Source organism: Metabacillus indicus LMG 22858, from assembly GCF_000708755.2.
GTDB classification, from domain to species: domain Bacteria; phylum Bacillota; class Bacilli; order Bacillales; family Bacillaceae; genus Bacillus_P; species Bacillus_P indicus.
Window position 1 is genome coordinate 889683 of the sequence record NZ_JGVU02000002.1, and the last position, 20868, is coordinate 910550.

Below are 20868 nucleotides of genomic sequence, written 5' to 3' on the forward strand. Positions count from 1 at the left end.
GAACGTCTCCTCTTGGAATTGGACCTCTTCTTATGATCTTGCAGTTGCCCTAATCATTATAAAATGAGGGTTATTCGTCAAATATTCATAGTTTGCAGGATGTTTTTCATACAAACTTTCAGCAGGCTTAGGTTCAATCAGTTTATCTATTGAAAAAAAGCGGCTCGTTTCTGTGACGATTTTTTCCAGAGGTTTTCTGTAAAAACTCACATCAAATGTCTGACCTGATTTTTTCCAGGTGTCATGCAAAAGTTCCTCGCTGAAATAGTTTTTGCACTCAAACAGTTTCCAGTCCATAAATGGATGGTGAGTGGAAAAAAGAAGCCAGCCTGATGGTTTTAGAACTCTGGAAAATTCACTTAAAACAGGCCTCCAGTCTTTGCAGTAATGAAGCGTAAGTGAACTGACAATACCGTCAAACGAGGCATCAGCAAAAGGAAGGGTCTCTGAGAGGTCGTGACAGATCATTTTTGCACGCCCTCCCGTTTTCCTGATGGCTGCTTCAATCATATTGGGGCTGATATCAACGCCCGTCACATGCGCTCCTCTTTTCAGCAGCTGATCCGAATACCAGCCGGCAGAACAGCCGGCATCAAGGATACTAGAGCCGTTCAGGTTTTCAGGGATATTAGCCACCATAGCAGGCCTTTCATAATCTGTATTATAAAGACTGTCCGTTTCGGTTTCATAGATCCTCGCAAGTCGGTCAAATGCTTCTTTTGTCTTATTCGGCATATAAGATTTTCCCCCATCGTTTTTTCATCAAGCGCTAAGAAACCGCGCTAAAATAATATGGCTAAAGTCCAGAATGGGTCTTTGCATTTCAGAAAAAAACTCTGCAAAAAGACTAAATCCACTAAGTGATTTAGTCTTTCGGCCGTCTTATTGCTGTCTGCTTTCTGTCATCTGTTTCCAGACGGAGCCTTTTGCCTCTTCTCCGCCTTCAATCCGTTCGATGGCCATTTTCACTTGAAGGCTGACCTCGAATTCAGGATCGTTTTCGGCCTCTTTTAGGGCGCTCAGTGCCCGCTCGTCGCCGACTTCATAAAGGAACATGGCTGCACGCCATCTGACAAGCTTGTTTTTGTCTTTAAGGGCAAGCATCATCTCTTCCATAGCTGCAGGGTCACCGATGTCTGAGAGGCAGTCGCCGGCCGTTCTGCGAACGGTAACCGATTTGTCTTTCAGGGCTTTGTACAGGTAAGGAAGCACAGACGGTTCCTCGATCATCCCCAGATATACTGCCGCAAGTCTTCGGATTGATGCCTTTTCATCTGTTAATGCTTTATTTAAAACAGGAAGATCGCTCTCTTTTGGATCCATTTGCTCGAGATGCGCATAGCGCACCGTCCATTCCGGATCCTCAAGCATGTCCTCTGTCACCGTGTAAGATTTGCGGGATGGAACCGGTTCAGACTTGTCCTTTTTCAAAAGAGCTTCTGTAAGCTTTGTCAGCCGCTCCTCTGTATAGGCTGCCTGCAGCTCTTCCGTGACGTCTTTTCCAATTTCATCAAAGTCGCCATACCTTACTCCCTGTTCCTTCCACTTTCTTTCAAGCACAACGTTGTCTGCGTTCTGCTGCGCAGCAAGAACCGCTTTTTGAAAACGCTCGGGAAGTCCGAACCGTTTTTCTGTCTCGCCGTCAGAAAGCTTAACCTGCATCGGGATGCCGCTGAACATCTGGACGTGGACATTGACCTCGCCGAAATGATCATTGATTTTTGAGCCGGAGTCAGCTTTTTCTTCCGTCTCTTCGCCGAATGCAGCACGGACTTTGGGCAAAATCTCTTTCCAGTCGTATTTGGCATTGCGTTCTACTGCCAGAAAATCCGCCACATGATAGACGCCTTTTACGCCTTCCACTTTAAGAATCTCCTGAATGACGCCCGGTGCACCCTCAGCTGTTTCAGGCTTATAATTGCTGCTTTTCCCGCCCGGCAGCTCCTCATCCAAAATGACTTTCATTGTATTTGGGCTCGGTGTCGGTTCAATTGATTTAATATTCAAGCCATGTCACTCCTTGTTTCGTGTCTGCACCTATTCTAACATAGCTGTAATTGCTCTTTCCATTTAGAGAAACCGTCCCTCACGAGTTCCTTCCCGGCCCTTCCCATTCAAGGTAAAATTGCTTGAGATAGGCAACCATAAACTGATGGCGCTGCAGGGCAAGAACCCTTCCTTCCTCTGTATTCATGAGATCTTTCAGCTTCAGCAGTTTTTCGTAAAAATGATTGATGGACGTAGAACGATCCGAGCGGTATTCTTTTTCCGTCATGCTGCTCCTGACATGCATGTCCGGATCATGGATGAGGCTGCCTTTTGATCCTCCGTAGGAAAAGACTCTTGCAATTCCTATTGCCCCCATTGCATCAAGCCTGTCGGCATCCTGGACGATCTGTGCTTCTATGGAAGAAACCTTCTCCCTGCCCCCTCCCTTAAATGATATCGATGTAATGACCGCCAGAATATCACTGATAGACGACTGATCGAGTCCTTCCTTTTCAAGCAGGGCTGCGACTTCTTCGGTACTCATCCGGATTTCATCTGACAGCTTTTCGTCAATCACATCATGAAGGAGAGCAGAAAGTTCAACAACAGATTGGCTGCACGCGTATTTTTTCGAAAGATTTACAGCCGTCCTTCTTACCCTTTCAATATGGTGCCAGTCGTGACCGGTGCCTTCTTTTTGGAGACGCTCTTTTACGATGTGTTCGATGTTTTCAATGATTTCTTTCAATTTAAGACACTTCCTATTCTTGGAACCAGGATACGCCGGCTACGTCCTCGCCTGTATGTACACCGATTGTTGTGCAGAGCGGCACAAGCTTAACCGGAATTTCGGGAAATTCTTTCGCAAGCGTGTCATGCAGGCGGTCGGCCTTGTCGCGTTTTGAAGTGAACATCACCGCAATTTCACGGATTGAATGTGTTTGACTGCCTTGTTTGATTTGACCTGCTATATACTGAAACGCCTTCTTTTCAGACCGGACTTTTTCTTCGGTAGAAAGCGACCCTGACTTAATGCGGATGATTGGCTGAATGTTTAAAAGACTTCCAAGGTAATATTGAGTTCCGGTCATTCTTCCGCTCTTGTGAAGTCTTGTAAGGTCCCCGATCAGCACGTATGTATGGTGTTTCTCCTTCAGACTCTCAAGCTCTGCAACAATTTGTTCCGTCTCCATGCCTTTTTCGTGCATGCGAACGGCTGCTTTAATAATTCTTGTCAGAGGTTCTGACAAAATGAGAGAATCAATGACCGTAACCGGTATTTCTGCTTCGCCTGCTGCCTGAACAGCAGAAGAGTAGGTACCGCTGAGAAGACTTGACAGGTGGATGGAAATCACTTCGTCATAGTCTTCTGCAAGCTTCCTGTAAAGCTCTGCAAAAGCTCCCGGCGGCGGCTGTGATGTGGTAATGGCATTTTCCGGTTTTTTAAGTAGCGGATATAATTCTTCCGGTGCTAGAGTCACACCGTCCAAATAGTCTTCTCCATTGATGCATACAAGGAGAGGCACCCAGTATATGTCGGGGTGATCCCTGATTTCCTGATCAATGCTTGCCGTGCTGTCTGTTACCCATGCAATTTTTCTCCCCATCATCGTATTCCCCTTTCTCTTTAAGCTTTCAAACCCCTATTCTTAGTATTAGTCGAAAGAGTTTAGGATTCCTCTTTTAAAAACTCATTTAATTTTGGAAACAGACGCAGGGCGTTATCGTAAAAAAAGAGCCCGTGATGTTCCTCGGGAATCAGTTCGCAAAACAGTTCAATGTATGGTTTTATCCCTATAAGCGGCCAGTCTGTCCCAAATAAAAGCCTGTCATAGTGATCGCAGTAGGAAAGCGCATGAATCAGGTGATCAAAGAACCTGGTCTTCTTTTTGGCTGCAATCGTCCTGTCAGTGCCGACAAGCAGTCCGGATAAATCGGCATGCATATTATGGTTTTTATTAATGACCTCAGCACCGTCAAGCACCCAGGGGTCTCCGAGATGCGCCATCATGAACTGGATATTCCGGTGTTCAACTGCCACTTCATCAAGAGTGAGAGGGTGGCTGTATTTGAGAAGACCTCTGTCTGAATATGTATCGCCCGTATGAAAAACAACCGGAAGGCGGAATGCTTCAGCAAGCTCATAGACTGGTCCGTACACTTTGTCATAGGCATAAAAAGGATAGTATCCGAGATAAATTTTAATCCCGGCCGTCTGTGGGTGCTGGAGGGATTTCTCGAGCATCAGAAGATTTTCTTCGCTGAGCTTATACGGATTAATTCCCTGACAGACGAAAAAATTATTGGGCACACTGCCTTCAATGTCGACTCCCATTGGTGTCTCTGCAGCTTTATCCGGAAAAGCACCGCCGGCTGTTTCAGTCACACCCATGGCAATGGCAGCTACAACTCCTGCATCTTCATATTCTTTCTGCAGCCCTTTCAGGGAATAATCCACAAGAGAAACGTCATCCCCTGTTTGCCTAAAGCTTTGAATCTCTGAAATATGCATATGGGCATCAATGATTTTCACTGCACGTTCCTCCTTTATAAACGAAAAGAAGCCGTTATTGGCTTCTTTCCGGCAAATTTACTGCTGCAGCAGCTTCTGAATCGTTTCTTCCATTTCTTTAGGGTCTGTATTTGGAGAAAAACGTTCAACAGCTTTTCCGTCACGATCCACTAGAAACTTGGTGAAATTCCATTTAACAGCCTTTGAACCGAGCAGGCCAGGCGCTTCGTTTGTTAGATGGGTAAACAGCGGATGAGCTTTCGGGCCATTGACATCAACTTTGGCGAACATTGGAAAAGAAACACCATAGTTCAATTCGCAAAAGCTTATAATGTCCTCTTCCGTCCCAGGTTCCTGGCTCATAAACTGATTACATGGAAAGCCAAGAATTTCAAGCCCCTCCGGCTGATACCGTTCGTAAAGCTCCTGCAGCGCTTTGTATTGCGGAGTAAATCCGCATTTGCTCGCTGTATTCACAATCACAAGCACTTTTCCGCGGTACGTATCCATTGATTTTTCATCACCATTAATTGTTTTTACATGAAGATCATAAATACTCATAGTCAGCTTCCTCCTTCAGCTATTTTTTCGAGGGTTGTAATGGCATGTTCTGTCATCGCCATCAGATCATCCACATGATCTTCGCTTATGCTCCGCCCGAACTGAACGTGATAAACATGGCTGTACTCTTTAAACGGTACATCATACATCACCTGGTGACGCACCTTAAAGTTAACTCCCCAGTCTTCTTCTATCATTCGTTTAGCGAACGTAAACTCTTCTGGCCCCTTTTCATGAAAAGTGAGGCCAATTTCGCACGAATGTACATCATTTGTTTTCAAAAGCTCTCCAGAAAGCTCCGGGAGGCTCATGGCGAGCCGGAATACAGCAGCTGCATCCTTTGATTCTTTCAGCTGAAATTGAATCTTATACACCCTTGACATCGCCGCAAGGTCTACAAGATCCTTTCTGCCTGTAACTGAAATGCTGCCGTCAAGATCCGCGTCGTAAACAGCACCTTCAAGGACCGTTTTTAAGTTGTCAAATGCAGTCGGATCAAACATCAGAACAGCCCTGCCGCTTTCCCGTCTGCATCTACCGACATGCCGAGTGCCGCAGGCTTTTTAGGGAGTCCTGGCATTGTCATGATATCCCCTGTCAAGCATACGATGAACCCCGCTCCAATTGAAGGCTTCAGCTCTCTGATTGTAAGCGTAAAATCTTCCGGCCTTCCAATCAGTTCAGGCTGATCAGAAAGAGAATACTGGGTTTTTGCCATGCAGACCGGAAGATTGGACCACCCGTACCCGTCATACTCCTTAAGCTGCTTTTTGGCTTTTGACGAAAATTCCACCGCTTTTGCCCCGTAAACGGTTTTTGCCACTTTTTCAACTTTGGCTTCAATACTGTCGGCAAGATCATATAAATGCGAAAACTGATTTTTATTTTCTGCGATTGTCTGAATGACTTTTTCAGCGAGTTCCATTCCGCCTGCGCCCCCTTTTTCCCATACTTCAGAAAGAGCTGCAGGATGGGAATGAGCCGCGCACCAGTCAAGCAGCGCATCGATTTCTTCATCAGCATCAGATGTAAAACGGTTAATGGCAACCGTATAAGGCAGCCCAAACTGCTGGATGGATTCAATATGCTTCGCAAGATTCGATGCTCCTGCAAGCATCGCTTCTTTATCAGGTTCCTGAAGCTGGTCTTTTTTCACTCCGCCATGCATTTTAAGAGCGCGGACGGTCGCTACGATGACGACTGCAGCAGGTTCGAATCCTCCTGCCCGTGTTTTGATGTGAAGAAACTTCTCTGCTCCCAGATCTGCTCCAAATCCAGCTTCTGTTACAACATAATCACCAAGCTTGGCAGCCATTTTTGTTCCGAGAAGGCTGTTGCAGCCGTGGGCGATATTTGCAAACGGGCCGCCGTGAATGATCGCTGGCGTATGTTCCAGCGTCTGCACGAGGTTAGGCTTCAGGGCATCTTTTAATAGAAGTGCAAGCGCTCCCTGGAAACCAAGCTCTCCGACTGTCACCGGCTCCTTGCTGTATGTAAATCCGACGACGATATCGGCAAGTCTTTTCTTTAAATCGTCAAGGCCCGATGCAAGACAAAGAATGGCCATAATCTCCGATGCGACCGTTATGTCAAAATGATCCTCTCTCGGAGTTCCGTTAACAGGGCCACCAAGACCGACAATGACATTCCGGAGTGCCCTGTCATTTAAATCCATGACCCGCTTCCACGTAATCCTTCTTGGATCGATCCCTTTTTCATTCCCCTGATGAATATGATTGTCCAGTAAAGCTGACAATGCATTGTTTGCCGCTGTAATGGCATGAAGGTCTCCTGTGAAATGCAGGTTGATGTCCTCCATCGGAATGACCTGAGAATAGCCCCCGCCTGCAGCTCCCCCCTTGATTCCCATCGTCGGACCGAGTGAAGGCTCTCTCATGGCAATCACTGCTTTTTTTCCAAGCAGATTAAGCGCCTGGCCAAGGCCCACTGTTACCGTCGATTTCCCTTCTCCGGCAGGTGTCGGATTAATGGCCGTCACGAGGATGATTTTCCCGTCTGGAGCATCTTGCTTTCTTTTAAGAAGATCCAGCGACAGTTTCGCTTTATATTTACCGTATTGCTCAATTTCATCTTCTAAAATATCAAGTTGTCCCGCAATTTCCCGGATTGGTTTTATGACAGCTTCCTGAGCGATTTCGATGTCTGATTTATGTTTCATTTTTAGCACACAGCGCCCTACTTTCTGCTTAATAGATTGATTTCACGCACAATTGTAACACAAAAGCAAATTGAATTATTATTCCAAACTTTCTATAATAGAGAAAACTCTGAAATGTACAGAAAGTTGAGGTTCATTCATGCCTATAAATATTCCATCTGACCTTCCCGCAAAAGAAATTCTTGAAAAAGAAAACATCTTCGTCATGGACGATAAGCGAGCGTATCAGCAGGATATCAGACCGCTGAACATTGTGATCCTGAATATTATGCCCGAAAAACAGAAAACAGAAGTACAGCTGCTGAGACTGCTAGGGAATTCCCCTCTTCAGCTGAACATTACATTTATGAGACCTGAAACCCATACATCCAAAACAACAAAAGAAGAGCATCTGCAGCAGTTTTACACAACTTTTTCAAAAATCCGCCACAAAAAGTTTGACGGCATGATCGTAACAGGCGCCCCAATCGAACATCTTCCTTTTGAAGAGGTTTCATACTGGGACGAACTGAAAGAAATCTTTGAATGGACAAACAATCATGTCACGTCCACCCTTCATATATGCTGGGGTGCCCAGGCAGGACTTTACTATCACTATGGCGTAAATAAATATAGTCTGGAAGAAAAATGTTTCGGTGTGTTTGAACATGTCATTTGTAATGATTCTGTAAAAATTGTCCGAGGGTTCGATGATCACTACTATGTGCCGCATTCCCGGCATACGGATATAAAGAGACAAGATATTGCGGCGGTTGAAGAACTCGACATCATAAGCGAATCAAAAGAAGCCGGCGTATGTCTTGTAGCTTCAAAGGATGCAAAGCACGTCTTTTTGACTGGCCACCCTGAATATGATCTTCACACCCTGCAACAGGAATATGAACGTGACCGGGCTAAAGGAATCCAGACGGCCATTCCGTCCTCTTATTTTCCAAATAACAATCCGTCTGAAAAACCTGTTCAAAAGTGGAAATCCCATGCCCATCTCCTGTTTGCAAACTGGCTGAATTACTGCGTCTATCAGGAAACGCCTTACGAATGGGAATAAGCGATGGTAAAAAATATCACACAAATTGGATTTATTTGTTAAAATTAAGGTGAATTTAATTTAATTTTTATCTAATCTTTATATTTTGTAAATATTCCTGTGATACGCTTTCAAAAGCAGGAACATAAGCGTCCTGTTTATGATTATAGTTGAGGTGAATGCATTGTTAAAAAAACCGAAAGTGTTAATTTTAACCGCAAAATACGGGAACGGACATGTTCAAGTCTCAAAAACACTTGTTAAGCAATGCAAGGACATGGGAATTGAGGAAGTGGTTGTTTCTGATCTGTACGCTGAATCGAACCCTGTTTTTACAGAAATCACCCAATACCTTTATTTAAAAAGCTTCACGATCGGCAAACAGTTTTACCGCATGTTTTATTACGGCGTCGATAAAATTTACAACAAGAAACTGCTGACCCTGTATTTTAAGCTTGGAAATAAAAGGCTTTTTGAGCTGATTGAAAAGGAGCAGCCCGATCTGATCATCAATACATTCCCGATTTTCGTTGTGCCTGAGTACAGAAGACGCACTGGCCACATGATTCCAACCTTCAATGTGCTCACTGACTTCTGTCTTCACAAAATCTGGGTTCACCAGAACATCGATAAATATTATGTGGCAAGCAAACGGGTAAAAGAAAAGGTCATGAGCCTCGGCATTCATCCTGCATCCGTCAAGGTGACAGGCATACCAATTCGTTCTGTGTTTGAAGAAAACCTTGATAAAAATGAAATCTGCCGCAAATACGGGCTTGATCCCAATAAAAAGATTCTGCTTGTCATGGCAGGCGCGCACGGTGTTCTCAAAAACGTAAAAGAACTGTGCGAGTCGTTTATTGAAGACCAGAATCTGCAGACGGTCGTGGTTTGCGGAAACAATGCGGCTTTAAAAGAAAACCTTGAAACGATAACAGGCAAAAATGTTAGAAACCTGAAGCTTCTTGGCTACGTTGAAAGGGTCGATGAGCTTTTCAGAGTTGCATCCTGCATGGTAACAAAACCAGGCGGCATCACGTTAAGCGAGGCCGCAGCTGTTGGTGTTCCCGTTATACTTTTCAAACCTGTTCCCGGACAGGAAAAAGAAAATGCCCTCTTTTTTGAAGAAAACGAGGCAGCTGTTGTAGTCAATCGCTCAGAGGAAGTGTATGAGACTGTCACCAGCCTGCTGAAAGACGATAAAAAACTTAAGAGAATGAAACGCAACATCAAGCGTCTTCACCATCCGAACTCATCCTTAACCATTATGGAAGATATACTCAGAGAAGCTTCTCTTTTTAAAGAGAACAAATTTATTAAGGCTCAATAAGACCTTCCGGATGAAGGGGAATACACCCCCGGAGGCTAAAAAATGGATACAAGCACGCACATCATCATGGGTTTCGGCCTTGCAGGACTCGCATACGTTGACCCTGCTGTCGGACAGAATCCCGAACTTGCTGCTGCAGTGATGGCCGGCACCGTTCTTGGATCAAATGCACCGGATTTTGATTACGCGGTCAGAGTTTTTAAAGGCAAAGGAATGTACACCGAGCATCACCGCGGGTTATCGCACTCTGTGCCTGCATGGTTTATCTGGAGCTTTCTGCTTACTGCCATTATTCTCGTTTTTTCACCTGCCTTATCAGGCCAGGAAGCGATGCACCTATTCGGCTGGACGTTCGCTGCGGTGCTGATCCACGTTTTATTTGATCTTTTTAACGCATACGGCACTCAGGCAGCACGGCCATTCACAAAAAAATGGCTGTCCCTGAATTTCATCCCGCTGTTTGACCCGCTGATTGTCTTTTTGAACATTGCCGGTTTTGCACTTTGGGCCGCTGGAGAAAGCCCTGGTCTTATTTTTTCTGTTATTTACACAATCATATTGGTGTATGTCATTGAACGTTTCTTCAGTTCCAGAAGAGCTCTTGCACAAATCAGAAACGAACTCCGCGAGTCTTCAGTTTTGACTGTCGTCCCTACGATTCGCTGGTCAGTATGGCAGTTTGTGTCTGAAACAGAATCAGGCTTTACCACCGGTGAACTTCGCTCAGGCAAGGTCAGGCCGGTTCATTCGTTTGAAAAAACAAAGCATGGGCTGATATCAGCTGCTGAAAAAGATCAAAACGTGCGGCATTTCCTTAAAAACTCAAAACATGTGCACAGTATCGTTATTCCTGCTCCTTCCGGATATGAAGTCCGCTTTTTTGACCTCCGTTTCCGGACTAAAAATCATTACCCCTATATGGCTGTCTGCCTGTTGGCCCGGAACGGAACGATTCTCTCATCTCAAACAGGATGGATTCACCAGACAGGAAAGCTGCACAGTACCCTCCTTCCCGGTAACTCATCAGGGACAGCAGGTCTCGACGCATAATAAAACCCCCGGAATTCCGGGGGTTTTATCTATTTTGGCCATGATCAGCCTGACGTCGTTTGACTGTAATATACCTCTTCAAATGGCTGAACGACAACAAAGCCTTCACCTTCAAATTTCATCTGTATAGACTCTCCGCTCCCTCTCCCGAATAACGTTTTCAGCGAGATATCGGTAACAAACTCCGGAGTCAGTCCCCCTGACCAGGCAACCGTTGCATTCGGGTCGGTATAAACCGGATCACCCGGTTTGACAATCAGTGTCAGAGGTTCATAATGAGAGGTAATCGCAAGCATTCCCCTGCCTTCAAGCCGCACATTAAAAAGTCCTCCTGAGAGCATACCCGCAATCTTCCTCATCATTTTTATATCCCATGTGATGGAAGGCTCGAATGCAAGCAAATCATTGCCGTTTACAAAAATGGACTCTCCCTGCAGATTTATGATGGAAATCTTTTTTCCCTGGTCAGCTACATAAAGCTTTCCGGCTCCAGTCGCTTTCATAAGAGCCGTCCCCTCGCCTGTCAGCGCCTTTTTAAACATTTTCCCAAGGCCGTGCTCAAGAATTCCTTCTCGTTCATATTTGATCTGACCGCGGTAGGAGACCATCGCTCCGGCTTTTGTCCAGACTTGGCCGTTCAAATTGATCTCAAGCAGCCTCTCGGTTTCAAGCTCAAACAGCCCCTGTCCTTTGTCCTGCTGCTCTGTTTTCTCCACAAACTCTTGAATGCTGTATCTGTTCATCGCTTATCCTCTCCCTTTTTCTGAAGCATGAACAGCCACAAAAATGAAAGTGACTGCTTTAATTCTGCTGAAAGTTTATGGACCATGTCCTCTGTAACTCCCCGTTTGTAAACACCCTGACTGTCGATCAATTCCCAGCCGTTTTCAAGCGCCAGTTTTTCAAATTCCCACGGCATCATGGTGTTGCAGATGACATCTTTTCCATACAGCCTCCCGTAGCTGTTTTCTCTGGGATGCGCTGTCGGTCCGAGAACTGCAATGCACAAATAGCCTTCCTTTTTAACAACCCTTTTTAATTCCTGTAATCCAGCCAGCGGATCGGCTGTCCATTCAAGGCAATTAATCGTCAGCAGTGCATCGGCCTCTCCGCCACCGAATGGCATTGACATGATATTTGCCTGTCTAAACTCAAGCCTGCCTTCTTTTTCGTGCTGCTTTGCAAGCCTGATCATTTCAAGGGACAAATCAGCTCCTGTCACCTTCATGCCCTCCTGCATTAAAAGGAACGACCCATAGCCGTCCCCGCAGCCGATATCAATAACCTTTGATCCTTCACTCACATATTTCTTGAAAAACGGGATGACCGTGCTTCTGCTGCCGGTATCCCACATTTCTTTGCTGCTCTTGTTCCAGAAGGCAGCCCGCTCGTCCCATTTTTTCTCTGCTTCTTTTTCCCAGTCATATGTATTTACCACTTGAATCAGCTCCAATTATCAGCATTCATTATACATTTCTAGGAAACCGCCGGAATTCCTCTCTGCGGAATAAAAGTCGGCAAAGAATAAAGACTAATGTAAGCAGAGATCTCTCTGTATGTGAAAGGAGTGCTTACAATGGAGAAGGAAACCTTTATTGCTGTTCAGAAAAACAGCGACGGCGATCTGTCCGCTTTTAAAACCTCTGGAGGCAGAATTCTTTCCTACGAACAGGCGCTTGCAGAAGCAGGAAGCGGCATAATTGAAGGTGTCAGCACCTTTAAAGGAAAAGGCGGCGGCACATATATCCGAAGCAACCCTGACAACACCAAAGCAAATAACCTTGACGCACTACCACAATTTTAGGAGGAATAGATAATGACAAAAAAATACAACAAACAAGGCAGCGCAAACGGCAACTCACCTGAAAAAGGACACTTCCAGGAAGAATTCGGCCAGGAAATCATCTCAGGAGACAACAGCAAGGGAAACAAACGCAACAAAGACCAGAAATCAAAGACTTCCGGGAAATAAGGATGATAAAACCAGCTGCCAAGGCAGCTGGTTTTCTATCTGCAAAGACTGTTTTAAGGCGTTGTTCGCAGGAAAAATTCCGTTCTCTTAATGGATGGAGTCTATTTGTGGCGTCACTCACCAGAGTGTTGCCACTTTACTTCACGCATGGGAATTGTTTGTGGCGCAACTCACCGGATTGTTGCCACTTTACTTCACCCTTGAAGCCTGTTTGTGGCGCAACTCACCGGATTGTTGCCACTTTTCTTCACGCATGGAGCCTGTTTGTGGCGCAACTTACCGGATTGTTGCCACTTTTCTTCACCCATGAAGCTGTTTGTGGCGCAACTTACCGGATTGTTGCCACTTTTCTTCACCCATGAAGCTGTTTGTGGCGTCACTCTTTAAAATTACACCATTTTTCATCGTGATAGAACCGCTTTGAGGCGCCGCTCACCCGAGCGGCGCCTCTTCTTCTATGCGTAAACCAATTTAACTGCAGCTTTACTCTTCACGATCAGCCTGCTCATTTCTGCCCCTGTCAATCGTAATAGCCGCTGTTTCATTGTTCATATAGAGAGGGATTTGCATTTTGTCCCCGTTGTCATAGAATGCTTCATTGATGCCGTCATTGGCGCGTGATGTTTCTTCGCTTCCAAGGTAAGATGGATATTTTTTATCCTTCATCTTTCTCGCCTCCATTCAGGTATAGTATTTCCTGCCATAAAAAAAAATCTCCTGTTTCCAGGAGATTTTCATGATTATGCGCCAAGCTGTTCTGCCATGATGACACGCTCTACTGCTTCAATAGCTTCTTTTTCATCTTCGCCTTCGGCTGATACGGTAATGGTTGTACCTTTTCCAATGCCTAGTGACATTACACCCATAATTGATTTCAGGTTAACCTTGCGGCCGTTCGCTTCCAGGTTCACATCTGCTGTAAAAGAGTTGACTGCATTGACAAGAGATGTTGCAGGACGTGCATGTATGCCTGACTCGCTTGTAATTTCAAATTTCTTCTGCTGCATCTTTCTTTCCCCTCTCCTCATTCTACAAAGAAATATTATAATCGTTTTTGATCAAAAGGAAACTGTTTTTTAAGCAAGCTTAATGATTTCTTCATTTGTAATGTAGCTGTGCAGATAAATGGTGCAGATTTGCGTGTTCTTTTTTTCTACAATGATGGTGTTCTGAAGGGCATCTTTAATGAGAATCAGCCTTTCATGCTCGAAGTCCAGCAGTGATTCAAGCGTTTCAAGCTGGCTGCATGCCTGCAGAAAACGGTCATCGCTCATTTTTCGGTCTTTTTTAAAAATAACCTGCATGTTTCCAATGTTTGTTTTGTACACGTTTCCCACATCCCTTTACAAGTTATTCCACCTATAATTAAAATATCTGAAATTTCCGTAAAAATCTATAGGTAACTTGACGACAAATTTCCAATAGTGTATATTTAAATCATCATTTAGCTAATAGTTAGTGAAACATCGTTTTTCCAAACTTTGTTTGCGCATACATATTCGCTGATTGATAAAATATTTCCAGGTAGCAACACCTGTGCTACAGTATTAGGAGGATAAAGTACTATGCAAAACGGTAAAGTTAAATGGTTCAACAACGAAAAAGGTTTCGGTTTTATCGAAGTTGAAGGCGGAGACGATGTATTTGTACATTTCTCAGCTATCGAGGGAGACGGCTACAAGTCACTTGAAGAAGGCCAGGAAGTTTCTTTCGAAATCGTTGAAGGCAACCGTGGACCACAAGCTGCTAACGTAGTGAAACTATAATTACAAACGTACATTATAATTGATCATATACGAATGCAAGAAAGAGGCTGAGATATCTCAGCCTCTTTCTTTCGTTAAATCCTGGCTGACAATTAAAAATTCAACAGCCTTTAAGTTTTGCTTAAGCTTCCCTTCGATCCTTTTTACTTCAAACTGGTTAAAGACGCTGCCGTTTTTTGCCATGAACAAAAGCATATCTAAATCGCCATATATTTCGTAAAAAGCCTGCTTTATATCATCATTGATTTTGATTGTTGTTTTCATTGCTGTCACCCTCCCCTGCGGCATAGTCAAAAAGGTTCATCCTAATCTACAGTTATTCTTCAATAAAGAACAAAATCCTTCTTTTTAACGAATATTTATTTTAGAGAAATTTTCATCCAGTTTCTTTCGCCCTATTTTTTCGATGTATATTTTAAGAAGGTTGTCGAACGATAAAGGTGTGGAGGTGAGGACTTGGATCAAATTAATCACACAGGTCTTATCAGCGGTTTTAACAACTTAAAGCAGCTTGAAATGGCAGTTGCTGCTGCACAGAAAATGACGGGCTCGGCAACGATGAGCATGGATCCTGAAGCTATCCAAAACGCAGAAAAAGCTTTGCAGGATGCTAAAGCCATTTATCAGACAGCTGGTGAGACAGGCGTTGATCAGCCGTTTTTAAGCAATCAGAATGAGCTTTTGCTGCAGTGCGAGCATCAGCTTAATGAAGCGAAAAAATAAAAAAATCCGCTGAGTTCAGCGGATTTTTCTCTGTTTTTCTATACAAGTTTTTTGCCGTACTCCTTCATCTTTTGCCCTACTGTGCATTCTCCAATGCAAAATGCATGGGCTGCTTTTTTCCCGCGTTCTTTTCTGAAAAGTTTTTTGAGAAGACAGTCTGAGCAGTATGTATCATTCAGCTCATCAATCTCATGGACGATTTGTCTTTTGTCTCTCTCATTCATCTTGATCACCAGCCGTCCATTCACTTGCAACCTTTATGCCGCTGAGCCCCTGTCCTGCAAGTTTATCCGCCTCGGCATTTTCTTTTCTGGCGACAGGTACGCAGATTGGGCGGATGTTTCTCTTGTTAAGTGCTTTTTCTATTTTATCAAGCCAGCGGGAGTATGCTTCCTCGTAGCAGGGCCACTCTCCCGAAAGCTGATTGAGAACGACCTGCGAGTCTCCTTTAAACGTGACGTCCTGATGCTGCACGCCGAGCTCTTCAAGCTTTTGGACCAAAAAATAAAAGGCCATGTATTCTGCTTCATTGTTAGAAAGAGCCTCCGCCTTTTGACTGTATCTCATTCTTGATCGTTTACCGTTTATTGTATAGTAGATAACAGCTCCAAGGCCCGCTTCTTTTGAGAGCTTATTATAATTTCCGTCAAAAAAAGCTTCTACATCCGTTGGTTCATGCGCAACTTCGAGTCCCAGCTTCTTAAGTTCTTTAAGTGTCCATGAAGTGCCCCTGGAATCAATAAACTCAAGTGACTGGGCTCTGCCTGTTTTTTCGGCATCTTCTCCGATACTGATGGCAGTCTCAAGATCGGTCTCATCCGAACTGAACAGGACGCTCTGCTTTTTCGGGGTTTTGTACATCCACTGAATGTGATATTTCACCATTTTCACTCCTGACTTCATGGTTCGTGTTATCCTGTAGTCTTGCTTGTACCGGCAATTGTATTCAATGTGCTATAATCATATTCGGCTTAATGCATAGTAAGGGAAAAGTCTTCACAAAAAAACCTTCCTAAATTATATCAGCAAGGAGATTTTATATGCCAAACGAATTATTGTGGATCGGATTTGCATTCATTAATTTTATCATTGTTCTGCTATTTTATAAACTTTTCGGCAAGAGCGGATTATTTGTCTGGATCGGATTTTCGACCGTTGTAGCCAACCTTCAGGTAGTCAAAACGATCGAGATCTTCGGATTAACGGCCACGATGGGGAATATCATGTATGGTACTGCCTTTTTAGTGACCGACATCATCAATGAAAAATACGGGGAAAAAGAGGCCAAAAAAGCCGTCTGGCTGGGTTTTGCAACATTGATTTCCCTTACCGTCATTATGCAGGGTGTACTCATGTTCCAGCCTGATGAAACGGACTTTGCACAAGGGGCATTAAAGACGATTTTTGATATGATTCCCCGTATTGCCATCGGGAGCCTCGCAGCCTTTATTATCAGCCAGTATACAGATGTGGCAATTTACTCATGGCTCAGACGGAAGTTTCCATCTGACAGGCTGCTGTGGGTCAGGAATAACGGAAGCACGATGATCAGCCAGCTGCTTGACACCCTTATTTTCACATCAATTGCCTTTTTGGGCGTCTATCCGTTTGACATCTGGATTCAGATTTTCATCACGACTTATCTGATTAAATTTGTCGTTGCTATTATTGATACACCATTTGCGTATCTGGCCAAAAGAATAAAACCTGCGGAATGAGGAGAGGAAGAAATGATTGAAGTATATGTGGATGGTGCCAGTGCCGGAGACCCGGGCCCTTCCGGAGCAGGCATCTTCATAAAAGGGCATGGCAAGGGAGAGCAGTTTGCCGTGCCGCTTGGAACAATGACGAATCATGAAGCGGAGTATCATGCATTGATAAAAAGCCTTGAGATCTGCAGGGAGAAAGGGTTTTCCATCATTTCAGTCAGGACCGACTCCCAGCTTGTCGAGCGGGCTGTTGAAAAAGAGTATGTGAAGAACCCTTCCTTTGTACCGCTGCTCGAGAGAGTTCTTGAGCTGAAAAACGGATTTGATCTTTTTTTCATTAAATGGATTCCAAGCAAGCAGAACGCGGTTGCTGATGAGCTTGCGAGAAAAGCGATCCGGATGAATGGCAGTGATAAAGCATGAAGATTAAATCATCTCTCACAGCCGATCTCAGCCTGCTTCTTGTGGCATGCATTTGGGGGTCTACTTTTGTTATTGTTCAAAAAGCGATTCAGTTTATGCCCCCTCATTTTTTTAACGGCGTCCGGTTTTTCCTTGCTGCTTTGCTTGTCGCTTTGATTGGCAGGAAAATGACGCGTCTAGCTCCTTCGAAACGTTCAATTGCCGCCGGTGTCACATTGGGTCTGTTTCTCTTTCTCGGCTACGCTTTTCAGACAGTCGGCCTTTTGTATACGACTTCTTCTAAAGCAGGATTTATTACGGGCCTGAGCGTGATGATTGTTCCCCTGCTTTCCATATGGATCCTTAAGGAAGCGGCAAGGAAAACAGTTTATGCCGCAGCAGCGGTTGGCACAGCAGGTCTGTATTTTTTGACATTCAGCGGCTTTTCATCATTTAACCAGGGTGACTTGCTCGTTTTCTGCTGTGCTCTTGCCTTTGCCCTGCATATTTTGTTTACGGGAAGGTTCTCGGGACAGCACGATGCCTGGCTTTTGACCATCGTCCAATTATTTACCGTTTCTATTCTGAGTTTTTCAGCGTCAGGTCTTTTTGAAAATGTGCCGGATGCGGGAAAAATGCTGACAGCGGACGTGATGTTAGCCCTGTTTATTACAGCCTTTTTTGCAACAGCTTTTGCTTTTTTTGTCCAGACAAAGCTTCAGCAGTATACGACAGCATCCAGGGTTGCCCTCATATACGCATCAGAGCCTGTATTTGCAGCGCTGACTGCCTACTTCTTCGCAGGTGAGCGGCTCTCTTCAGCCGGTATATTCGGCTGTGTACTCATTCTATCTGCGATGCTGATGGCGGAATGGAAGCCTGCCCGAAAAAAAGAATCAATTGTTTCCCATTAAAAAAATCCCGGAGATCTCCGGGATTTTTTAATTTAAAATGTTCAGTTCCCTTGCAACCCGCAGCGCCTGGCTGCGGTTTCTTGCCTTTTCTTTTGTCAGTCTTTCTAGAAGAGAGACAAAAAAAGCGCCGTCAAATTCTTTTTGTGCTTTTAATGTCAGCTCGATTGCAGCTATGACCAGCTTATCTTCTGCGCCAGTATAGTGCTTTCCAAATTCAATAAATCCGAGGGCATCTTCCTTAAAGTGAAATCCCTTATCCTGTAAATGCTGCAAATAATCTGTGACTGATTGTATCGTATGTAGCAAGCATACCCCGCCTTAGCATGTTCTAATAGCCAATATCCTTAATTTCATCAGATTGAAATGTGATAACCAGAGGATCTTTATTCTGTGCTTCCTTCAGCATTGCTTTTGCAACCGTTTTCGCATGTATAGGCTTCATCGCTTTTAGTTTGCCTATAAAGACAAAACCGAAAAGTTTAAACAGCCACTCACCCAGTTTTTCCCCCATCCGGAATTCCTGTCTGTCTCCAAGCAGAAGAGAGGGCCTGAACAGAATAACTGACGGAAGGCCAATGTTTCTGAGTGCATCCTCCATTTGTCCTTTTACCCGGTTATAGTAAAAGAGCGAATCTCTGTCAGCACCTATTGCAGAGACAGCCAGCACCCGTTTCACTCCCTGCTGTTTTGCAAGCTTTGCCGCCTCCACTGAATATTCGAAATCAACTTTATAGAAAGCTTCTTTTGATTTTGCTTTTTTCATGGTTGTGCCAAGACATAAGAAGAGGTCATCCACCTCAAATTCATGTTTGCTTGCTGAAAGATGATTAAAGTCGACGACGATGTTCTTATGCTTATCGTGTTTGCGGTCCAATGCTTTCCTTGTAACCGTCTTCACTTCTGAATAATGCTTTGATGAGAGCAGCAGCTCAAGCAGCTCCGTGCCGATGAGGCCGCTTGCCCCGACAATCATTGCTTTCTTCATGATTTGTCACTCCAATCTTCTTCGGATCATAAAGGAAACGGGATCAAAAACAAAGGGCTTGCTCCCGTTTTGGGGCCGGTTATGTAAAAGAGAAGAGAGGTCATATTGCCTCTCTGGAATTCAATGCATCTGATAAAAAGGTATGAAGCCCTCTAAGCTCCATTTCTTCAATTAACCGTGCAGCACGGCTGTGCTCTGCATCAAATACAGCTTCTTCAAGGGTGCATTCAACAGGTACATCGCACGCAATTTCTGCAAGCCGTCTTGATAGATGAAGCATGTCCAAATCCTGCTCAATCTTTGACCGCTGGGCTTTCGTCAGCTCTTCAAGCCGCTCAAGCAGAACATCGATAGACTTGTACTTTGCAATCAGCTTGTAGGCCGTTTTCTCTCCGATGCCTTTCACTCCGGGATAGTTATCGCTGCTGTCGCCCATGAGTCCTTTCACATCCACAAGATGAGCTGGAAGAATGCCCGTTTCTTCTGTAAAGAAATCCGGCGTATACACTTTATATTGGCCAATTCCCTTCTGCATTAGAACGACCTGTATGTTTTCATCAAGCAGCTGCAGAAGATCGCGGTCGCCCGTCAGAATGGAAATATTCATTTCAGCAGAATAAAGCTTTGCAATGGTCCCGATGCAGTCATCCGCTTCATACCCGACAAGGCCGACATTCGGAATGTTAAAAGCTTCTGCAGCCTTTTTGGCAAGGTCAAATTGCGGAAGCATTTCAACAGGAGCTTCCGGACGGTTGGCTTTATAGTGATCAAAAAGCTCTGATCTGTATGTTTTGCTGCCCATATCCCAGCAGCAGATGACATGGGTCGGCTGAAAATGTTTAACGGAAGCGAGCAGATGCTTCAGGAAGCCGTTTACTGCATTTGTCGGCACGCCCTTGCTGTTTATCATAAAGTTGCCGTAAACGCTTGTGGCGTAGAAAGCTCTGAATAAGAGAGCCATGCCGTCAACGATCAGCAAATGTTCTTTTTTGTTATTCATATAGAGATCAAACTCCTATTCTAAAAAATACGCTGTCTCTATCATACCATAATTATGTCCGCGGGAAGAAAGGGAAAAACATGAAAAGGGCCGTTCTATAGAACGGCCCCCTGCTTTATTACTTCTCTTTTTTGCTGTTCATTTTTTTCACTTCAGTTTCTGCGTATGAAGCGAATTCTTCATTATAGCCCTTTGCATTGTTGTTGCGCTGTGCGTTGGCATTCCCTTTTTTCGTTTTTCCCAAAGCTGACACCTCTTTTCAGTTAGGTTAGCTTTAGTATCTTCAGGGAACAGCTGCCTGACACGAAGAAGTTATTGGCTGTCCTGGCCGAACTTTCTTTGCACATATTCTTTGACCATTTCCTCTGTAACGTGCTGTCTCGTTGGAATGATGCCCCCTTTTGCAAGTTCGTTGATCTCAGCTGTGACTTCATTTATGCCATTCACTGAAAAAGGCTTGGATTGTCTGCACTGCATAACCGCTTTTTCAATCAGCGCCTCTCTTTTCTCCTCTAATGCCGCAAACTTTGTAACGATGGCATTTTGCTTTTTGCTGTGTGCCGTAATGGCTTCATGTACGTTGCTCATCTTGTTGATCTCCTCTTTTTTCCATTAGTTTTTTTACTGATTCCTTTGGACTCCAGCAATCAAAGGAATAATCAGGTTTTGTTTCAAATCCGAGCCGGCTGCAGCGGTAAATCATCCGCCCTTCAGCCCGGAAGCTTTGAAAGTGTATGCAGGCGGCGCAT

31 protein-coding genes are annotated in these 20868 nt (G+C 44.5%); 10 read left to right on the forward strand and 21 right to left on the reverse strand.

The window, feature by feature from the left end:
- Window positions 1-30 precede the first annotated feature (30 nt).
- The 8 genes from AZ46_RS07685 to AZ46_RS07720 form a co-directional block, all read right to left on the reverse strand.
- Complete coding sequence (locus tag AZ46_RS07685; RefSeq protein ID WP_029280444.1) at window positions 31-735, reverse strand: class I SAM-dependent methyltransferase; 705 nt, start codon at window positions 733-735, stop codon at window positions 31-33.
- A 147-nt stretch (window positions 736-882) separates the two neighbouring features.
- Window positions 883-2007, reverse strand: coding sequence for a conserved virulence factor C family protein (locus tag AZ46_RS07690; protein ID WP_029280442.1), 1125 nt, complete (start codon window positions 2005-2007; stop codon window positions 883-885).
- 79 nt (window positions 2008-2086) lie between these two features.
- Window positions 2087-2737, reverse strand: coding sequence for an HD domain-containing protein (locus tag AZ46_RS07695; protein ID WP_029280441.1), 651 nt, complete (start codon window positions 2735-2737; stop codon window positions 2087-2089).
- Between the two features lie 13 nt (window positions 2738-2750).
- Window positions 2751-3596, reverse strand: coding sequence for a DegV family protein (locus AZ46_RS07700; RefSeq protein WP_035319153.1), 846 nt, complete (start codon window positions 3594-3596; stop codon window positions 2751-2753).
- A 62-nt stretch (window positions 3597-3658) separates the two neighbouring features.
- Window positions 3659-4522 carry an amidohydrolase family protein gene (locus AZ46_RS07705; RefSeq protein ID WP_029280438.1) on the reverse strand — a complete coding sequence of 288 codons (864 nt, stop codon included), beginning with the start codon at window positions 4520-4522 and terminating at the stop codon, window positions 3659-3661.
- Between the two features lie 57 nt (window positions 4523-4579).
- Entirely contained in the window at window positions 4580-5062 is a 483-nt protein-coding gene (locus AZ46_RS07710; RefSeq protein WP_029280436.1) for a glutathione peroxidase, read from the reverse strand.
- A 2-nt stretch (window positions 5063-5064) separates the two neighbouring features.
- Window positions 5065-5565, reverse strand: a complete 501-nt coding sequence (locus AZ46_RS07715; protein WP_029280434.1) for a hypothetical protein — start codon at window positions 5563-5565, stop codon at window positions 5065-5067.
- Window positions 5565-7241: a formate--tetrahydrofolate ligase gene (locus tag AZ46_RS07720; RefSeq protein ID WP_029280432.1), complete on the reverse strand. Its 1677-nt coding sequence runs from the start codon at window positions 7239-7241 to the stop codon at window positions 5565-5567. Before AZ46_RS07720 ends, AZ46_RS07715 begins: the two co-directional genes overlap by 1 nt.
- Before the next feature lie 139 nt (window positions 7242-7380).
- Here AZ46_RS07720 and metA point away from each other — a divergent pair, with 139 nt between their 5' ends.
- From metA to AZ46_RS07735, 3 genes are all read left to right on the forward strand, one after another.
- Window positions 7381-8289, forward strand: coding sequence for a homoserine O-acetyltransferase MetA (gene metA, locus AZ46_RS07725; RefSeq protein ID WP_029280430.1), 909 nt, complete (start codon window positions 7381-7383; stop codon window positions 8287-8289).
- A gap of 163 nt (window positions 8290-8452) precedes the next feature.
- Window positions 8453-9598: a diglucosyl diacylglycerol synthase gene (locus AZ46_RS07730; protein WP_029280429.1), complete on the forward strand. Its 1146-nt coding sequence runs from the start codon at window positions 8453-8455 to the stop codon at window positions 9596-9598.
- Between the two features lie 42 nt (window positions 9599-9640).
- Window positions 9641-10648 carry a metal-dependent hydrolase gene (locus AZ46_RS07735; RefSeq protein WP_029280428.1) on the forward strand — a complete coding sequence of 336 codons (1008 nt, stop codon included), beginning with the start codon at window positions 9641-9643 and terminating at the stop codon, window positions 10646-10648.
- 44 nt (window positions 10649-10692) lie between these two features.
- Here the strand turns inward: AZ46_RS07735 and AZ46_RS07740 are convergent, their stop codons facing one another.
- Both AZ46_RS07740 and AZ46_RS07745 read right to left on the reverse strand, forming a co-directional pair.
- Complete coding sequence (locus AZ46_RS07740; protein ID WP_029280426.1) at window positions 10693-11391, reverse strand: AIM24 family protein; 699 nt, start codon at window positions 11389-11391, stop codon at window positions 10693-10695.
- Window positions 11388-12086, reverse strand: coding sequence for a class I SAM-dependent methyltransferase (locus AZ46_RS07745; protein ID WP_235728210.1), 699 nt, complete (start codon window positions 12084-12086; stop codon window positions 11388-11390). The genes AZ46_RS07740 and AZ46_RS07745 overlap by 4 nt, the downstream gene beginning before the upstream one ends.
- A 138-nt stretch (window positions 12087-12224) precedes the next feature.
- Between AZ46_RS07745 and AZ46_RS07750 the strand changes: the two genes are divergently transcribed.
- Complete coding sequence (locus AZ46_RS07750) at window positions 12225-12452, forward strand: DUF3892 domain-containing protein (RefSeq protein ID WP_029280422.1); 228 nt, start codon at window positions 12225-12227, stop codon at window positions 12450-12452.
- Window positions 12453-12464: 12 nt separating this feature from the next.
- A complete protein-coding gene (locus tag AZ46_RS22165) occupies window positions 12465-12620 on the forward strand; it encodes a hypothetical protein (protein ID WP_168713766.1) in 156 nt (51 codons plus the stop codon).
- A gap of 483 nt (window positions 12621-13103) precedes the next feature.
- Here AZ46_RS22165 and AZ46_RS07755 read toward each other — a convergent pair whose 3' ends face one another.
- The 3 genes from AZ46_RS07755 to AZ46_RS07765 form a co-directional block, all read right to left on the reverse strand.
- Complete coding sequence (locus AZ46_RS07755; RefSeq protein ID WP_029280420.1) at window positions 13104-13286, reverse strand: hypothetical protein; 183 nt, start codon at window positions 13284-13286, stop codon at window positions 13104-13106.
- 74 nt (window positions 13287-13360) lie between these two features.
- On the reverse strand, window positions 13361-13627 hold the full coding sequence (locus AZ46_RS07760) for a phosphocarrier protein HPr (protein WP_029280418.1): 267 nt from the start codon (window positions 13625-13627) through the stop codon (window positions 13361-13363).
- A gap of 69 nt (window positions 13628-13696) precedes the next feature.
- Entirely contained in the window at window positions 13697-13948 is a 252-nt protein-coding gene (locus tag AZ46_RS07765) for a hypothetical protein (protein ID WP_029280417.1), read from the reverse strand.
- A gap of 237 nt (window positions 13949-14185) precedes the next feature.
- Between AZ46_RS07765 and cspD the strand changes: the two genes are divergently transcribed.
- On the forward strand, window positions 14186-14386 hold the full coding sequence (cspD, locus tag AZ46_RS07770) for a cold-shock protein CspD (protein WP_029280415.1): 201 nt from the start codon (window positions 14186-14188) through the stop codon (window positions 14384-14386).
- 57 nt (window positions 14387-14443) lie between these two features.
- On the opposite strand, the gene AZ46_RS07775 is transcribed toward cspD, so the two are convergent.
- Window positions 14444-14650: a hypothetical protein gene (locus tag AZ46_RS07775; protein WP_029280413.1), complete on the reverse strand. Its 207-nt coding sequence runs from the start codon at window positions 14648-14650 to the stop codon at window positions 14444-14446.
- A gap of 192 nt (window positions 14651-14842) precedes the next feature.
- Here AZ46_RS07775 and AZ46_RS07780 point away from each other — a divergent pair, with 192 nt between their 5' ends.
- Window positions 14843-15109, forward strand: coding sequence for a DUF2564 family protein (locus AZ46_RS07780; RefSeq protein WP_029280411.1), 267 nt, complete (start codon window positions 14843-14845; stop codon window positions 15107-15109).
- 38 nt (window positions 15110-15147) lie between these two features.
- Here the strand turns inward: AZ46_RS07780 and AZ46_RS07785 are convergent, their stop codons facing one another.
- Together AZ46_RS07785 and AZ46_RS07790 are read right to left on the reverse strand one after the other, a co-directional pair.
- Window positions 15148-15333 (reverse strand): zinc-finger domain-containing protein, encoded by a 186-nt coding sequence (locus tag AZ46_RS07785; RefSeq protein ID WP_029280409.1) that lies wholly within the window; start codon window positions 15331-15333, stop codon window positions 15148-15150.
- Window positions 15326-15991: a reverse transcriptase-like protein gene (locus AZ46_RS07790; RefSeq protein WP_029566005.1), complete on the reverse strand. Its 666-nt coding sequence runs from the start codon at window positions 15989-15991 to the stop codon at window positions 15326-15328. The genes AZ46_RS07785 and AZ46_RS07790 overlap by 8 nt, the downstream gene beginning before the upstream one ends.
- Window positions 15992-16149: 158 nt before the next feature.
- Between AZ46_RS07790 and AZ46_RS07795 the strand changes: the two genes are divergently transcribed.
- The 3 genes from AZ46_RS07795 to AZ46_RS07805 are packed head-to-tail and all read left to right on the forward strand — an operon-like array spanning window position 16150 to window position 18134.
- Entirely contained in the window at window positions 16150-16827 is a 678-nt protein-coding gene (locus tag AZ46_RS07795) for a queuosine precursor transporter (protein ID WP_029280405.1), read from the forward strand.
- 12 nt (window positions 16828-16839) lie between these two features.
- Window positions 16840-17241 carry a reverse transcriptase-like protein gene (locus AZ46_RS07800; RefSeq protein ID WP_029280403.1) on the forward strand — a complete coding sequence of 134 codons (402 nt, stop codon included), beginning with the start codon at window positions 16840-16842 and terminating at the stop codon, window positions 17239-17241.
- Window positions 17238-18134: a DMT family transporter gene (locus tag AZ46_RS07805; RefSeq protein ID WP_029280402.1), complete on the forward strand. Its 897-nt coding sequence runs from the start codon at window positions 17238-17240 to the stop codon at window positions 18132-18134. Before AZ46_RS07800 ends, AZ46_RS07805 begins: the two co-directional genes overlap by 4 nt.
- A gap of 27 nt (window positions 18135-18161) precedes the next feature.
- On the opposite strand, the gene AZ46_RS07810 is transcribed toward AZ46_RS07805, so the two are convergent.
- The 5 genes from AZ46_RS07810 to AZ46_RS07825 form a co-directional block, all read right to left on the reverse strand.
- Window positions 18162-18440 carry a DUF6123 family protein gene (locus AZ46_RS07810; protein WP_087946326.1) on the reverse strand — a complete coding sequence of 93 codons (279 nt, stop codon included), beginning with the start codon at window positions 18438-18440 and terminating at the stop codon, window positions 18162-18164.
- A 22-nt stretch (window positions 18441-18462) separates the two neighbouring features.
- The gene (locus AZ46_RS07815) at window positions 18463-19119 is read right to left on the reverse strand and encodes an NAD(P)H-binding protein (protein ID WP_029280399.1); all 657 of its coding nucleotides are present in this window, start codon (window positions 19117-19119) and stop codon (window positions 18463-18465) included.
- A gap of 100 nt (window positions 19120-19219) precedes the next feature.
- On the reverse strand, window positions 19220-20119 hold the full coding sequence (locus AZ46_RS07820) for a 5'-3' exonuclease (protein ID WP_029280397.1): 900 nt from the start codon (window positions 20117-20119) through the stop codon (window positions 19220-19222).
- 118 nt (window positions 20120-20237) lie between these two features.
- The gene (locus tag AZ46_RS22435) at window positions 20238-20363 is read right to left on the reverse strand and encodes a hypothetical protein (RefSeq protein ID WP_087946327.1); all 126 of its coding nucleotides are present in this window, start codon (window positions 20361-20363) and stop codon (window positions 20238-20240) included.
- A 68-nt stretch (window positions 20364-20431) separates the two neighbouring features.
- Entirely contained in the window at window positions 20432-20707 is a 276-nt protein-coding gene (locus tag AZ46_RS07825; protein WP_029280395.1) for a YpbS family protein, read from the reverse strand.
- Window positions 20708-20868 lie beyond the last annotated feature (161 nt).

Excerpts from the sequence above, each read along its gene's own strand:
- AZ46_RS07710 (WP_029280436.1), bottom strand. The coding sequence starts at position 5,062 with ATGAGTATTTATGATCTTCATGTAAAAACAATTAATGGTGATGAAAAA.
- AZ46_RS07720 (WP_029280432.1), bottom strand. The coding sequence starts at position 7,241 with ATGAAACATAAATCAGACATCGAAATCGCTCAGGAAGCTGTCATAAAA.
- AZ46_RS07815 (WP_029280399.1), bottom strand. The coding sequence starts at position 19,119 with ATGAAGAAAGCAATGATTGTCGGGGCAAGCGGCCTCATCGGCACGGAG.
- AZ46_RS07685 (WP_029280444.1), bottom strand. The coding sequence starts at position 735 with ATGCCGAATAAGACAAAAGAAGCATTTGACCGACTTGCGAGGATCTAT.
- AZ46_RS07740 (WP_029280426.1), bottom strand. The coding sequence starts at position 11,391 with ATGAACAGATACAGCATTCAAGAGTTTGTGGAGAAAACAGAGCAGCAG.
- AZ46_RS07775 (WP_029280413.1), bottom strand. The coding sequence starts at position 14,650 with ATGAAAACAACAATCAAAATCAATGATGATATAAAGCAGGCTTTTTAC.
- AZ46_RS07825 (WP_029280395.1), bottom strand. The coding sequence starts at position 20,707 with ATGAGCAACGTACATGAAGCCATTACGGCACACAGCAAAAAGCAAAAT.
- cspD (WP_029280415.1), top strand. The coding sequence starts at position 14,186 with ATGCAAAACGGTAAAGTTAAATGGTTCAACAACGAAAAAGGTTTCGGT.
- AZ46_RS07800 (WP_029280403.1), top strand. The coding sequence starts at position 16,840 with ATGATTGAAGTATATGTGGATGGTGCCAGTGCCGGAGACCCGGGCCCT.
- AZ46_RS07715 (WP_029280434.1), bottom strand. The coding sequence starts at position 5,565 with ATGTTTGATCCGACTGCATTTGACAACTTAAAAACGGTCCTTGAAGGT.
- AZ46_RS07700 (WP_035319153.1), bottom strand. The coding sequence starts at position 3,596 with ATGGGGAGAAAAATTGCATGGGTAACAGACAGCACGGCAAGCATTGAT.
- AZ46_RS07750 (WP_029280422.1), top strand. The coding sequence starts at position 12,225 with ATGGAGAAGGAAACCTTTATTGCTGTTCAGAAAAACAGCGACGGCGAT.
- AZ46_RS07805 (WP_029280402.1), top strand. The coding sequence starts at position 17,238 with ATGAAGATTAAATCATCTCTCACAGCCGATCTCAGCCTGCTTCTTGTG.
- AZ46_RS07820 (WP_029280397.1), bottom strand. The coding sequence starts at position 20,119 with ATGAATAACAAAAAAGAACATTTGCTGATCGTTGACGGCATGGCTCTC.
- AZ46_RS07760 (WP_029280418.1), bottom strand. The coding sequence starts at position 13,627 with ATGCAGCAGAAGAAATTTGAAATTACAAGCGAGTCAGGCATACATGCA.
- AZ46_RS07785 (WP_029280409.1), bottom strand. The coding sequence starts at position 15,333 with ATGAATGAGAGAGACAAAAGACAAATCGTCCATGAGATTGATGAGCTG.
- metA (WP_029280430.1), top strand. The coding sequence starts at position 7,381 with ATGCCTATAAATATTCCATCTGACCTTCCCGCAAAAGAAATTCTTGAA.
- AZ46_RS07755 (WP_029280420.1), bottom strand. The coding sequence starts at position 13,286 with ATGAAGGATAAAAAATATCCATCTTACCTTGGAAGCGAAGAAACATCA.
- AZ46_RS07735 (WP_029280428.1), top strand. The coding sequence starts at position 9,641 with ATGGATACAAGCACGCACATCATCATGGGTTTCGGCCTTGCAGGACTC.
- AZ46_RS22165 (WP_168713766.1), top strand. The coding sequence starts at position 12,465 with ATGACAAAAAAATACAACAAACAAGGCAGCGCAAACGGCAACTCACCT.
- AZ46_RS07795 (WP_029280405.1), top strand. The coding sequence starts at position 16,150 with ATGCCAAACGAATTATTGTGGATCGGATTTGCATTCATTAATTTTATC.